We start from the raw sequence: 12,255 nt of genomic DNA on the forward strand, positions 1-12,255 counted from the left end.
CGTGCGCACCCGGGTGGCGAAGGTCCCTTCCCCATGGTCGGAGGTCCTGCCTGACACGGGCCCCCCGGCTTCTTGACCCGCCACCCCGTCTGAAAATAGATTTCAGGCGTGAGCAAGAACGCGAAAGAAACTTTCAGCGACGCGAGGACGGGCCCACCCGCCGGAACCACCGCCGGACCGGCCCCCGCACCCGCCCCCGCCGCCCTCCGCGCCCGCGTGCGCAGCCTCGGGCCGTCCATGACCCGCTCCATGCAGGCCGTCGCCGAAGCCGTGGCCTCCGATCCCGCCGGCTGCGCCCAGCTCACCGTCTCCGCCCTCGCCGAGCACACCGGCACCAGCGAGGCCACCGTCGTCCGCACCGCCCGCCTCCTCGGCTACCCCGGCTACCGCGACCTGCGCCTGGCGCTCGCCGCGCTCGCCGCGCAGCAGGAGTCGGGCGCGGCCCCGGCGGTCACCGTCGACATAGCCGTCGACGACCCCCTCGCCGACGTCGTCGCCAAGCTGGCGCACGAGGAAGCGCAGACCCTCGCCGACACCGCCGCCGGGCTCGACCTGACCCAGCTGTCCGGCGCCGTCGGCGCCCTCGCCGGCGCCCGCCGCGTCGACATCTACGGCGTCGGCGCCTCCGGGCTCGTCGGCCAGGACCTGGCGCAGAAGCTGCTGCGCATCGGCCTGATCGCGCACGCCCACAGCGACCCGCACCTCGCCGTCACCAACGCCGTCCTGCTGCGCCCCGGGGACGTCGCCGTCGCCGTCACCCACTCCGGCAGCACCGGCGACGTCATCGAACCGCTGCGGCACGCCTTCGCGCGCGGCGCGACGACCATCGCCGTCACCGGCCGCCCCGGCAGCCCCGTCGCCCACTACGCCGACTTCGTCCTGGCCACCTCCGCCGCCCGCGAGACGCAGCTGCGCCCCGCAGCCATGTCGAGCCGGACCAGCCAGCTGCTCGTCGTCGACTGCCTGTTCGTCGGAGTCGCGCAGCGGACGTACGAGACCGCCGCGCCGGCCCTTGCCGCCTCCTACGAGGCACTCGCCCCCCGCCACTGCGCCACCGCCCCCACCAGCCGGCGCACGACCCGCCAGGAGCCCCGCCCATGACCGCGTACGCAGCCCTCCGCGCCCAGCTCGACACGCTCACCACCGAGGCGTTCCGCCCCGAGCTGGCGGAGATCGACCGGCTGTCCACCCTGGAGATCACCCGCCTCATGAACGCCGAGGACGCCACCGTCCCGGCCGCCGTCGCGGGGCAGCTGGAGACGATCGCCGCCGCCGTCGACGGGATCGCCGTACGCATGGCCCGCGGCGGCCGGCTCGTCTACGCGGGCGCCGGCACCGCCGGCCGGATGGGCGTACTGGACGCCAGCGAGTGCCCGCCCACCTTCAACACCGACCCGTCGCGGGTCGTCGGCCTGATCGCGGGCGGCCCCTCCGCCATGGTCAAGGCCGTCGAGGGCGCCGAGGACTCCGCGGAACTGGCCGCCGAGGACCTCGCCGCGCTGGAGATCGGCCCCGACGACACCGTCATCGGCATCTCCGCCTCCGGCCGCACCCCGTACGCGATCGGCGCCGTCGAGGCCGCCCGCGCCCGCGGCGCGCTCACCGTCGGGCTGTCCTGCAACGCCGGTTCCGCGCTGGCCGCCGCGGCCGAGCACGGCATCGAGGTCGTCGTCGGCCCCGAGCTGCTGACCGGCTCGACCCGGCTGAAGGCCGGCACCGCGCAGAAGCTCGTACTGAACCTCATCTCGACGGTGACGATGATCCGACTCGGCAAGACGTACGGGAACCTCATGGTCGACGTCCGCGCCTCCAACGAGAAGCTGCGCGCCCGCTCCCGCCGCATCGTCGCCCTCGCCACCGGCGCCCCCGACGCGGAGATCGAGGCCGCGCTCACCGCCACCGGCGGCGAGGTGAAGGACGCCATCCTCGTCGTCCTGGGCGGCGTCGACGGCCCCACCGCGGCCCGCCTGCTCACCGCTTCCGACGGCCATCTGCGTGTCGCCCTCGCCGAAGCCCCGACCAAAACCCCGACCGCCGCCCCGGCCCAAACCTCCACCGCCCCCGGCTCCCGCTGACCCGCCCGCATCCCCCTACGCAAGGCGACACCACCATGTCCACTGACAAGAACCGCGCCACAGCCGCCGCGATCCTTCCTCTGGTCGGCGGTCCGGACAACATCACCTCCATCGCGCACTGCATGACCCGCCTGCGCATCGGCCTGCGCGACCGCACCCTCGTGCAGGAGGAGGCCCTCAAGGCGGTCCCCGCGGTCATGGGCGTCGTCGAGGACGACACGTACCAGATCGTCCTCGGCCCGGGCACCGTCGCCCGCGTCACGCCCGAGTTCGAGGCCCTCGTCGAGGAAGGCCGCTCGGCGGCGCCGAAGGCCGTCACCGCCGAGGAACTCGCGGCGCAGGGCGCGGCCCTCAAGGATGCCCGGAAGGCGAAGAACTCCACCCCGTTCAAGCTGTTCCTGCGGCGCATCGCGAACATCTTCGTCCCGCTGATCCCGGCCCTCATCGGCTGCGGCATCATCGCGGGCCTGAACGGCATGCTCACCAACCTGGGTTGGCTGCCCGCGCTCATCCCGGCGCTCGCCGCGATGGCCTCCGGGTTCATGTCGCTGATCGCCGTCTTCGTCGGCTACAACACCGCGAAGGAGTTCGGGGGCACCGCGATCCTCGGCGGCGCGGTCGCCGCGATCATCGTCTTCCCCGGTGTCGCGAAGATCGACGCGTTCGGCCAGCAGCTGTCCCCCGGGCAGGGCGGCGTCCTCGGCGCGCTCGCCGCGGCCCTGCTCGCCGTCCAGGTCGAGAAGTGGTGCCGCAAGTGGGTCCCCGAGGCGCTGGACGTCCTCGTCACCCCCACCCTCACCGTGCTGGTCTCCGGCCTCGTCACCCTCTTCGGCCTGATGTTCCTCGCCGGTGAGGTCTCCACCGCCATCGGCACCTTCGCCAACTGGCTGCTCGCCACCGGCGGCGCCTTCGCCGGACTCGTCCTCGGCGGACTGTTCCTCCCGCTCGTCATGTTGGGCCTCCACCAAGCCCTCATCCCGATCCACACCACCTTGATCGAACAGTCCGGCTACACGGTCCTGCTGCCCATCCTCGCCATGGCCGGCGCGGGCCAGGTCGGCGCGGCCGTCGCCGTCTACCTCCGGCTCCCCCGCAACGGTTCGCTGCGCGCCACCATCAAGTCCGCGCTGCCCGCCGGGTTCCTGGGCGTCGGCGAGCCGCTCATCTACGGCGTCTCCCTGCCGCTGGGCCGCCCCTTCATCACCGCCTGCGCGGGCGGCGCGGCCGGCGGAGCCTTCGTCGGGCTCTTCAGCCAGCTCGGGGTCGGCGTCGGCTCCACCGCGATCGGCCCGTCGGGCTGGGCCCTGTTCCCGCTCCTCGACGGCAAGGCGGGCATGGGCGCCACCATCGCCGTCTACGCGGGCGGCCTGGCCGTCGGCTACCTGGCCGGTTTCCTCGCCACGTACTTCTTCGGCTTCACGAAGCAGATGCTGACCGAACTCAACACCGACCCGGACCCGGCCGCCCCGACCTCCGCGACCGACCCGGAGAAGGAACCCGCCCTGGCCTGAGCGTGCGGCGGGACGGGAACGGCGGTGGGGAGCGGTACGCGTCGCACGTACCCGCTCCCCACCGCCGTCACGTGCCGTGGGCCGTGGGCCTTGTGTCCCGCTGTCCCGTACCGGGAGGTCCGACGGTACTCAGAAGTGCTCGACGAGCCGGGCGACGAAGACGACGCACGCGCCCAGCGACAGGGCGATGACGGCGAGCGCGACCACCTTCCGCCGCCCCCGCCGCAGACTCCCGACCGCCGACGCGATCCCGAGCCCGTACACCGCCATCCCGAGGACGCCGATCAGCGCGGCCGTCCAGTACGCCCAGGTGTGCTCCCCGAGGAACCGCAGCAGGAGCAGCGCGGGAAACATCAGCACCGTGCCCGGCGCGGTGTCGCCGTAGGAGACCTCCTGCTCCGGGGCGGCCTGCGCCTCGACGCCGTCCCGCTCCGGCGCCGGTTCCTTCACCAGCTCGGACATCCCCCGCCACCTCCCGTACCGACCGATCGGTCGATCGCCCGGACCGACCCTACCGGCCCGACCGCGTCAGAAGGTCGGACAGATGTTCTTGTGCGCCACGTCCAGGATCTTCGCGGCCTTGGCCGCGCCGTGGCCCTCGGGGTGGGTGGGGCTGCTCCAGCGTCGCTCGGTCTGCTGGATCTGCTTCGGCCGGTCCCCGGGGTTGCTCTTGATGGCGGAGCAGGTGTCGATGCCCCGGCTGATGGCCTTGTCCTCCTTGCCGTGGACGATGTCCCGGTCGATCGCGTCGAGACCGCCGATGAAGGCCTGCCGGGCGGCGCCCTTGGGCGCGGTCGGCAGGCCGGCGGCTGCCCGTAGAGCGTCGGGGTCGTGCGTCGCCGACGGCTTCGGAGCGGATGCCGCCGGGGCGGACGCCGGCGGAGCGGACGGCTTCGCGGTGGACGGTAACGCCGCCGGCTTCGACTCGACCGGGGTCACCTCGGCGCAGCCGGTGAGCACGAGGAGCCCCGCGGCGGCGGCCAGGCTGAGGACGGTGTGGTGGGTGCGCATCGGACCATCGTGGCGGCGCCGAGTGGCCCATGTGCCCTCTGTGACGGGTCCGTTACGCGCGAAGGCCCCGCGCGCGGGCGGGGCTCTCGTGTCCGGGCCCACCGGAGGCGGCTCGTCAGACTCCGGCGGCCTCCCGCAGGAACCCGGCCAGGTCGTCCACGCCGTACCCGAGCTTCGGGCCGCGTTCGGCCGCCATGAGCAGCAGCTGGCCCACGATCTCCGCGCCCCAGCCGTCCGTACCGTCCTCGGACCACTCCCACAGCTTGTCGATGCCGAGGCCGGTCATCAGCAACCCGTACCCGCTACGAATCTCCGCGCACAGCTCGGCGACCGCGTCCAGCAGCCTCCCGCCCGGCCGCTCGCACCGCAGCCCGAGGCATCCCCCGAGGTCCTCGGCGACGCACCCCTGCGGCGGGCTCGTACGGAGCCCCTCGTACACGGGATCGTCGAATCCCGGGTAGCCCTCCACCGGGCAGTGGACGAGCGTGAACCGCTGCCACCCGGGCGGCGGGGGCGGCTTCGGACTCCCCTCCGTCGGCCCGTGCGCCCCGCGCGGCGCGAGGGCCGTCTCCAACCCACGCAGCCGCCAGCCGAGTTCGAAGGCGAACTCGGCGGCGTCGACCGACCCGCTCACGCGTCGCCGCCCGCCCGCTCGTGGAGCACGGCGGCCAGCCGCAGCGCGGTGTCCAGGTTGCAGCGTCCGAGATCGACCAGCGGCAGGCCGTACGAACCGGCGGCGGAGACCCGTTCCACGTCCAGCGAGGGGAACAACACCCCGACTCCGGCAAGGGAGTCCTTCAACTGCCGGACGGCCTCCTCGGCCGCCTCCATGCGCTCCTGTGGGGTGAGCACCATGACATGTCACCTTTCTACTCTGAGTATTCACCTTCGATACTCAGCGTGGCGACGCCGTGGCTAGCCTTTCAAGTGCGGACCCTCAACACCCCCGCATGTTGATCCGGGAGTTGCCATGCCAGGAAAGAGCCTCGATCCCTCCACCTCCCCCCGCGCCCTGCTCGGCGCCGAACTCCGCGTGGCGCGCGAACGCGCAGGGCTCAGCCAGGCCGAACTCGCCGAACGGCTCTTCGTCAGCGGCTCGTTCATCGGCCAGCTCGAATCCGGCACGCGCCGCATGCACCTGGACTTCGCCCAGCAGATCGACGAGATCCTCGACACCGGCGGCTTCTTCGTCCGCAACTGCGGGGCCTTGGCCAAGTCCAAATACCCGAACCACTTCGCGGAAGCTGCGGAAGCAGAGGCGGAAGCAAAGTCGATCCGGGAGTACGCCCCCCTGGCACTGCCTGGAATCCTCCAGACGGAGGCCTACGCTCGTGAAGTCTTCCTCGCCTACCAGCCAACGGCCACAGAGGAAGTAATCGCGGAGCTGGTCAAGAACCGGGTGGATCGTGCCGCCATCCTGAGCAACCCAACAACTCCGCTGTTCTGGTGTGTACTTGACGAAGCCGTACTGCGGCGCGCCGTCGGTAGCCGGGCAGTGATGTCGGAGGCCCTGCGCCACATCGCGGCCTTGATCCGTGCGCGCCGAATCTTCGTGCAGGTCTTGCCGTTCAGCGCTGGGGCGCATTCGTCCATGGGCGGCACCTTGAAGCTGATGGACTTCGAGGAGGCTCCCCCACTCGTATACGTTCAGGGCAACGCCATCGGCGTACTTCTTGACGACCCGGCCACCGTGGCCCGTCACTCGCTGACCTACGATCTGCTCACGGCCAGCGCGCTGTCACCCAGCCAATCCCTGGCTCTGATCGAGTCCGTGGCGGAGGATTACGAACATGACCAGCACGCCTGAGTACGATCTTTCAGCAGCCACTTGGCACAAGTCCAGCTACAGCGACGGCACTGGCGGCGACTGCCTGGAAATGGCCACCTGGCACAAGTCCTCCTACAGCGGCGGCGACGGCGGCGAGTGCCTGGAGATGGCCACCTGGCGCAAGTCCACCCACAGCGACGGCAGCGGTGGCAGCTGCCTCGAAGTTGCCGACGGACACCCCCACCTCGTCCCCGTCCGGGACTCCAAGCAGCCCGAAGGCCCGCACGTGGTGTTCCACGCACGGGCCTGGGCGACCTTCGTCGCGGCGCTCTGAGCTGCTCCTGATCAGAGGCCGTCGGTGAACAGCAGCTTGTTCGGGCTGTTGTCGCTGAGGTTCTGGACGATGTCCTTCGTGGACACCTCGTCCAGGAAGTCCGTCACCTCCGCCGGCAGCGCGTTCGGGTGCTCCGACTTGTAGAGCGCGGCAACCCCGGTGACGTGCGGCGCGGCCATGGACGTACCGTTCATGGACACGCTGCCGCCGCCCAGCCGCGCGGAGATGATGTCCTTGCCCGGGGCGTAGATGTCGAGGCACTCGCCCCAGTTCGAGAAGTCGGTCTCCTGGTCGAAGCGATCGGTCGCGCCGACCGTCACCACCCGAGCTGCGGAGGCGGGCGAGACCTGGCAGGCGTCACGGTTGTCGTTGCCCGCCGCGATGATCGGCAGGACGCCACGGTCGGACACGGCCGTCGCGGCGTTGTTCACCGCGGCGAGCCGGTCACCGCCCAGGGAGGCGTTCAGGACGGCCGGCTGCTGCGCGTTCCGGGCCACCCACTCGAAGCCCGCGATGATCCCCGACCACGCACCCCGGTTGTCGCACCCGAGGACACGCACGCTGACCAGGTTCACCTTGCGCGCCACGCCGAAGGTCGTACCGCCGACCGTGCCCGCGACGTGCGTGCCGTGGCCGTGGCAGTCCTGACCGTTGCGGCCGTCCCCGATCGCGTCGAAGCCGGCGCGCGCTCGGCCGCCGAAGTCGGGGTGCCGGTAGTCGATGCCGCTGTCGAGGATGTACGCGGTCACGCCCTGGCCGCTGCGGTTCGCGCTGAAGTTGTTGTCGAGCGGCAGGAACCGCTGGTCGATGCGGTCCAGGCCCCAGGAGTTCGAGGGCGACTTCGTCTGTGCCCCCTTCGCCGGGGCCGGCGGACCGGACACGCTCGCGTCCTCCGTCACGGACTGCACGCCGTACGCGCCGCGGACGGCCTTCAGCTGCTTCGCGTCCAAGGACGCGGCGAAGCCGTTGATCGTCCTGGTGTAGGAGAACTTCGTCTTCAGCCCGAGGGTCTTCGCGAACTCCGCCGGGTCGAACTTCTTGTCGAGGGTGACGATGTAGCTGCCGGGGATGGCGTTCGCGGAGCTGATCAGCGGCGCCGAGGTCGGCTCCGGCGTGTCGGCGGAGGCCGTACCGGCCGCCACGGAGGTCAGCGCGAGGACGGCGGCGGTGGTCAGGCGCGCGGCAAGCAGACGCATGGAGGGAGCTCCCTGAAGTGCGTGGGGTCCAACGGGGAATGACCGCGTCCGGCCCCGGCGAGCGGTGCCCGAGCTGCGGCCCCCACCTTCATCGGATCCGGCCCGGGAAGGGCTTGAGCCGCCCACGACCGCATGGCGGACAGGAGGCGGGCGCTGCGGCCGGCGTGTCGCAGGGGCCGCAGAAAGGGTCACTCCGGCCCAGCATCGGGGATGAAGCCCCGAACAGACGGCCGCGAGAAGTTCACCCGTACGAGCGGCCGGGCGGGGTTCGTCACGACACCCCGGAGCCCCGGCGCCCGCACCCGATCGGGTCAGAGACCGCCGGTGAAGAGGAGCTCGTTCGGGCTGCTCTTGCTCACCTTGCTCAGGACGTCCTTGGTGGACGAGTCGCCCAGGTACTCGGCGATCTCGGCCGGGTCGGCCTTGGGGTGGGCCTGCTTGTAGAGGGCGGCGGCGCCGGCGACGTGCGGGGAGGCCATCGAGGTGCCGTTCAGGGAGACGGAGCCGCCGCCGAGCTTGGCGGAGAGGATGTCCTCGCCGGGGGCGTAGATCTCCACGCACGTACCCCAGTTGGAGAAGTCGGTCTCCTCGTCGTACCGGTTGGTCGCCGCCACCGTGACCACCCGGTCGGCGGAGGCCGGAGAGACCTGACAGGCGTTCTTCGCGTCGTTGCCGGCGGCGAGGACCGGCAGGACTCCCGCGTCGGAGAGGGCGGTCGCGGCGTTGTTCAGGGCCTGCGACAGGTCCCCGCCCAGCGAGCCGTTGAGGACCGCCGGCTGCGTGGCGTTCTTCGCGACCCAGTCGAAGCCCGCGATCATCCCCGAGTACGTGCCCCTGCCGTCGCAGCCCAGGACACGGACGCTGACCAGGTTCGCCTTGCTCGCGACGCCGTACGTCCTCCCCGCGATCGTGCCCGCGACGTGCGTGCCGTGCCCGTTGCAGTCCTGGCCGTTGCGGCCGTCGCCGATCGCGTCGAAGCCGAAGGTGGCACGCCCGCCGAACTCGGTGTGCTGGTAGTCGATGCCGGTGTCGAGGACGTACGCGGTCACCCCGGCGCCGTTGCCCTCGACGGTGAAGTTGTTGTCGAGCGGCAGGTTCTTCTGGTCGATCCGGTCCAGGCCCCAGGAGTTGGACGGCGCCCGCATGCCGGTCGCCGTGCCCGGCCTGGGCACGGACTGGACCTTGGCGTCCTCCTCGACGGCCTTCACCCCGAGGCTGTTGCGGACGATCGTCAGCTGGAGCGGGGTCAGCGGGACCGCGAAGCCGTTGATCGCCGAGGTGTACAGGAACGACGGCTTCAGGCCCAGCTTCTGGGCGGCCTTCGCGGCGTCCACGCCCTTCTCCAGCGTCACGATGTACTGGCCGGGCACCGCGTTCGCCGAGGTGGTCAGCGGCGCCGGGGTCGGCTCGGGAGCGGCGGCGGACGACGTGGCCGCCCCGGCCACGACCGGGGCGAGGGCGATGAGGGCGGCGGTGGCCGCTCGGGCGATCAGGCGCATGACGGAGGCTCCCTGACGGGGTGGGGGGCAGTGACATGGGGAAGCCGCCCCCGCGACACCGCGTGCTTCCGGTGCTCCCGCAGGTGCGGCCCCCCTTCCATCGGGCGCCGCTCCGGCGCGGCTTGAACCGGCGCCCCCGCCTGGCCCATCGCCGGCCCGCCCCCGCAACGACCGGTCCGCCACCGTGCAGAATCGAAAATCCCCTTGCGCGGTCAGGGCGCGCACCGGCTCGCCCCCGGCGTGCGGATCCCGGCAAGTTCATCCGTACGGTCGCGCCCGCAGGCCCCGAACCCGACTGCCGTCCACCCCCGTCGAGGGGCGGACGCGCCCGCCCCGGGGACCCGGGCCACCCCCCGCGCCCCGGCCGGCCGGCGGCGCGCCGCTACAGGCCCGCGCCGCCCGTGGCGTCGACCACGCGGCCGGTGACCCAGCGGGCCGCGTCCGAGGCGAGGAAGCCGACGATGTCGGCGATGTCCTCCGGGCGGCCCACCCGGCCGAGCGCGGCGAGGGAGGCGGCGTGCGCCTGCGCCTCCGGGTTGCCGCGCAGCCAACCGGCATTGACGTCGGTGTCGACGATGCCGGGGGCGACCGAGTTGACGGTGATCCCGCGCGGGCCGAGGGCCTTCGCGAGGTTGAGGGTGAGGTTGTCGAGGGCGCCCTTGGTGGCCCCGTAGGCGAGGATCTCGGGCATCGCGATCCGGGCGGCGCCGCTGGAGACGTTGATGACGCGGCCCCCGTCGCGCAGCCGCTCCAGGCCCTCCTGCACGACGAAGAACGGCGCGCGGACGTTCACGGCGAAGACCCGGTCGAAGTCCGCCTCGGTGACCTGCCCGAGGGGAATCGGCAGTCCGATGCCCGCGTTGTTGACGATGATGTCGACCCCGCCGAGCCCCAGCGCGTCGTACGCCTCCCAGAGCGCGGCGGCGTCCCCGTGGTGGCCGAGCTCCGCGTGCAGCGCGTGGGCCCGGCCGCCCGCCGCGGTGATCTTCCCGACGGTCTCCCCTGCGGCCCGTTCATCGCTGGCGTACGTGAGCACGACGGTGACCCCGTCGGCCGCGAGCCGCTCGGCGACGGCCCGGCCGATGCCCCTGCTGCCGCCGGTGACCAGCGCGTTCTTCTCCATGACGGATCCCCCTGAATTCGATAACGATCACTACAGAATGAACCTAACACACCCTCCGCGACGATCAAGGGGTTCGGCTCCGACGGGCCGCACGGCCGGGGGATAGCCCCCGGGCCGACCTCCGGTCCGCCGGATGTCCTCCCCGGACGGACGCGACCATGATCATCTCCTGGGCGTTCCGGGCGGCCCGCCCGGAACGGCACGACCAACAGGGGGAACGGATGCGAGCGAAGTGGTCGAAGAGGAAGAGGACGAAGGGCCGCGAGAGGGCGAGGGGATCCGGGAGCCCCGGGGCCGTGGCGGTGGTGATGGCGTTGGCCCTCGCCGCCGGGTCGACCGCACCCGCGGCCGCGACGGGAGGAGCGGCCGGAAGCGCGACGGCAGGCGCCACCGGCTCCGCGCCGGCCACGGCCGGCGCCGCGGTCGACGGCTTCTGGCACGTGGACGGTTACGGCACCGTCCTGCGGATCGCGGACGGCCGGCTGTGGGAGTACCACACCACCGCGATCAGTTGCGCACCCGGCGGCGAGGCCCGGCGCACCGCCCCGGGCGTCTACCGCGCCGAGAACGGAACCGTCCGCACCGTCCGCACCCGGGGAGCACGGGGCGCCCAGGGCACGCTGCACGTCGCCGGGGCCGCGGGTGACCGCACGCTGCGGCGGATCGCCGCACTGCCCAGCACCTGCGAACAGGAGCTCCCCGAGGACTCGTTGACGGCCTTCGACGTCTTCTGGCAGACCTTCGAGGAGAACTATCCGTTCTTCGCGGCCAAGGGCGTCGACTGGCACGCCGTCCGGGACGCCCGCCGCCCCGAGGTCCGACCGGACACGCCCCGGGAGGAACTCTTCGCCCTGTTCTCCGACATGTTGGCCCCCCTGTACGACGCCCACGTCGCCGTCATCGACGGGAAGGACCGCGTCTTCTACCGGACCCGGCCCGGCACGCACCCCACCCCCCGGGCGCTGGAGCCCCTGGCCAAGGAACACGTCATCCGACGGGACCTCGGCGGCGTGAAGCCGCAGGAGTTCGCGAACGGGCAGATCTCGTACGCGGACCTGCCCGACGCGAAGGGCTACCTCCGGATCGCCGGCTTCACCGACTACGACGATCAGGACCCGACGTACGCCGCCCAGCTCGCCGAACTGGACCGGGCGCTGGACACCGTCCTCACCCCCGCGCGCACGGCCTCCCTCCGGGGGCTCATCATCGACGTACGCGTCAACGGCGGCGGCGAGGACGCCCTGGGGCTGCACGTCGCCGGACGCCTGACCGACACCCCGTACACCGCCTACCGCAAGCGCACCCGCCACACCCCGCCGCAAGCCGTACGCGTGGAACCGGACCGGGACTCACCCCGCTACACGGGCCCCGTCGCCGTGCTCACCTCCCCGACGACGTTCAGCGCGGGCGAGGGCTTCACCCAGGCCCTCATCGACCGGCCCGGCCGGACCGTACGCATCGGCGAAGCCACCCAGGGGGTCTTCTCCGACGTCATGATCCGCTCGCTCCCGAACGGCATGACGATCCGGCTCCCCAACGAGGAGTACCTCACCCGCACCGGAACGACCTTCGACGGCGCCGGGATCCCCCCGCACCTGCGGACACCGGTCTTCACCGAGGAGGAGTTCGCCCGGAACCGCGACACCGCCTTCGACACGGCCGTCACGGCACTCGGACGGCGCTGAGCGTGTGGCGAGAGTCCCACCCGGCCCGCGGCCGGCTCCGCACGGCGGCGCCC

Annotated in this window: 13 protein-coding genes; 6 read left to right on the plus strand and 7 right to left on the minus strand. The window is 72.3% G+C overall.

Annotated features, from left to right (window positions below):
* Positions 1-108: 108 nt before the first annotated feature.
* The 3 genes from ACFY0I_RS17130 to ACFY0I_RS17140 are packed head-to-tail and all read left to right on the plus strand — an operon-like array spanning position 109 to position 3,586.
* Positions 109-1,101, plus strand: coding sequence for a MurR/RpiR family transcriptional regulator (locus ACFY0I_RS17130; protein WP_388895911.1), 993 nt, complete (start codon positions 109-111; stop codon positions 1,099-1,101).
* Complete coding sequence (murQ, locus tag ACFY0I_RS17135) at positions 1,098-2,075, plus strand: N-acetylmuramic acid 6-phosphate etherase (RefSeq protein ID WP_388895914.1); 978 nt, start codon at positions 1,098-1,100, stop codon at positions 2,073-2,075. Before ACFY0I_RS17130 ends, murQ begins: the two co-directional genes overlap by 4 nt.
* Before the next feature lie 35 nt (positions 2,076-2,110).
* Positions 2,111-3,586 carry a PTS transporter subunit EIIC gene (locus ACFY0I_RS17140; protein ID WP_388895917.1) on the plus strand — a complete coding sequence of 492 codons (1,476 nt, stop codon included), beginning with the start codon at positions 2,111-2,113 and terminating at the stop codon, positions 3,584-3,586.
* 129 nt (positions 3,587-3,715) lie between these two features.
* On the opposite strand, the gene ACFY0I_RS17145 is transcribed toward ACFY0I_RS17140, so the two are convergent.
* The 4 genes from ACFY0I_RS17145 to ACFY0I_RS17160 all read right to left on the minus strand — a co-directional run bounded on the left by ACFY0I_RS17145 (position 3,716) and on the right by ACFY0I_RS17160 (position 5,452).
* On the minus strand, positions 3,716-4,048 hold the full coding sequence (locus ACFY0I_RS17145; protein WP_388895920.1) for a hypothetical protein: 333 nt from the start codon (positions 4,046-4,048) through the stop codon (positions 3,716-3,718).
* Positions 4,049-4,114: 66 nt separating this feature from the next.
* Positions 4,115-4,597, minus strand: a complete 483-nt coding sequence (locus ACFY0I_RS17150; RefSeq protein WP_388895923.1) for a hypothetical protein — start codon at positions 4,595-4,597, stop codon at positions 4,115-4,117.
* 115 nt (positions 4,598-4,712) lie between these two features.
* Positions 4,713-5,231, minus strand: coding sequence for an amidase (locus ACFY0I_RS17155; RefSeq protein WP_388895926.1), 519 nt, complete (start codon positions 5,229-5,231; stop codon positions 4,713-4,715).
* Positions 5,228-5,452, minus strand: coding sequence for a hypothetical protein (locus ACFY0I_RS17160; RefSeq protein WP_388895929.1), 225 nt, complete (start codon positions 5,450-5,452; stop codon positions 5,228-5,230). Before ACFY0I_RS17160 ends, ACFY0I_RS17155 begins: the two co-directional genes overlap by 4 nt.
* Positions 5,453-5,567: 115 nt before the next feature.
* On the opposite strand from ACFY0I_RS17160, the gene ACFY0I_RS17165 reads away from it, so the two are divergent.
* Both ACFY0I_RS17165 and ACFY0I_RS17170 read left to right on the plus strand, forming a co-directional pair.
* Entirely contained in the window at positions 5,568-6,404 is an 837-nt protein-coding gene (locus tag ACFY0I_RS17165; RefSeq protein WP_388895932.1) for a Scr1 family TA system antitoxin-like transcriptional regulator, read from the plus strand.
* Positions 6,388-6,699, plus strand: a complete 312-nt coding sequence (locus tag ACFY0I_RS17170) for a DUF397 domain-containing protein (RefSeq protein WP_388895934.1) — start codon at positions 6,388-6,390, stop codon at positions 6,697-6,699. Before ACFY0I_RS17165 ends, ACFY0I_RS17170 begins: the two co-directional genes overlap by 17 nt.
* An 11-nt stretch (positions 6,700-6,710) precedes the next feature.
* On the opposite strand, the gene ACFY0I_RS17175 is transcribed toward ACFY0I_RS17170, so the two are convergent.
* From ACFY0I_RS17175 to ACFY0I_RS17185, 3 genes are all read right to left on the minus strand, one after another.
* Positions 6,711-7,895, minus strand: a complete 1,185-nt coding sequence (locus tag ACFY0I_RS17175; RefSeq protein ID WP_388895937.1) for a S8 family peptidase — start codon at positions 7,893-7,895, stop codon at positions 6,711-6,713.
* A gap of 311 nt (positions 7,896-8,206) precedes the next feature.
* Positions 8,207-9,394 carry a S8 family peptidase gene (locus ACFY0I_RS17180; protein WP_388895940.1) on the minus strand — a complete coding sequence of 396 codons (1,188 nt, stop codon included), beginning with the start codon at positions 9,392-9,394 and terminating at the stop codon, positions 8,207-8,209.
* Positions 9,395-9,776: 382 nt separating this feature from the next.
* On the minus strand, positions 9,777-10,517 hold the full coding sequence (locus ACFY0I_RS17185) for an SDR family oxidoreductase (RefSeq protein ID WP_388895942.1): 741 nt from the start codon (positions 10,515-10,517) through the stop codon (positions 9,777-9,779).
* A 308-nt stretch (positions 10,518-10,825) separates the two neighbouring features.
* On the opposite strand from ACFY0I_RS17185, the gene ACFY0I_RS17190 reads away from it, so the two are divergent.
* Positions 10,826-12,202, plus strand: coding sequence for a S41 family peptidase (locus ACFY0I_RS17190; protein WP_388896237.1), 1,377 nt, complete (start codon positions 10,826-10,828; stop codon positions 12,200-12,202).
* Positions 12,203-12,255 lie beyond the last annotated feature (53 nt).

The sequence above is a fragment of the Streptomyces sp. NPDC001568 genome, from assembly GCF_042893755.1.
Lineage (GTDB): Bacteria > Actinomycetota > Actinomycetes > Streptomycetales > Streptomycetaceae > Streptomyces.

Bases quoted from the DNA above. Each gene is read 5' to 3' on its own strand.
- murQ (WP_388895914.1), top strand. From the start codon at position 1,098: ATGACCGCGTACGCAGCCCTCCGCGCCCAGCTCGACACGCTCACCACC.
- ACFY0I_RS17140 (WP_388895917.1), top strand. From the start codon at position 2,111: ATGTCCACTGACAAGAACCGCGCCACAGCCGCCGCGATCCTTCCTCTG.
- ACFY0I_RS17145 (WP_388895920.1), bottom strand. From the start codon at position 4,048: ATGTCCGAGCTGGTGAAGGAACCGGCGCCGGAGCGGGACGGCGTCGAG.
- ACFY0I_RS17150 (WP_388895923.1), bottom strand. From the start codon at position 4,597: ATGCGCACCCACCACACCGTCCTCAGCCTGGCCGCCGCCGCGGGGCTC.
- ACFY0I_RS17160 (WP_388895929.1), bottom strand. From the start codon at position 5,452: ATGGTGCTCACCCCACAGGAGCGCATGGAGGCGGCCGAGGAGGCCGTC.
- ACFY0I_RS17165 (WP_388895932.1), top strand. From the start codon at position 5,568: ATGCCAGGAAAGAGCCTCGATCCCTCCACCTCCCCCCGCGCCCTGCTC.
- ACFY0I_RS17170 (WP_388895934.1), top strand. From the start codon at position 6,388: ATGACCAGCACGCCTGAGTACGATCTTTCAGCAGCCACTTGGCACAAG.
- ACFY0I_RS17175 (WP_388895937.1), bottom strand. From the start codon at position 7,895: ATGCGTCTGCTTGCCGCGCGCCTGACCACCGCCGCCGTCCTCGCGCTG.
- ACFY0I_RS17180 (WP_388895940.1), bottom strand. From the start codon at position 9,394: ATGCGCCTGATCGCCCGAGCGGCCACCGCCGCCCTCATCGCCCTCGCC.
- ACFY0I_RS17185 (WP_388895942.1), bottom strand. From the start codon at position 10,517: ATGGAGAAGAACGCGCTGGTCACCGGCGGCAGCAGGGGCATCGGCCGG.
- ACFY0I_RS17190 (WP_388896237.1), top strand. From the start codon at position 10,826: ATGGCGTTGGCCCTCGCCGCCGGGTCGACCGCACCCGCGGCCGCGACG.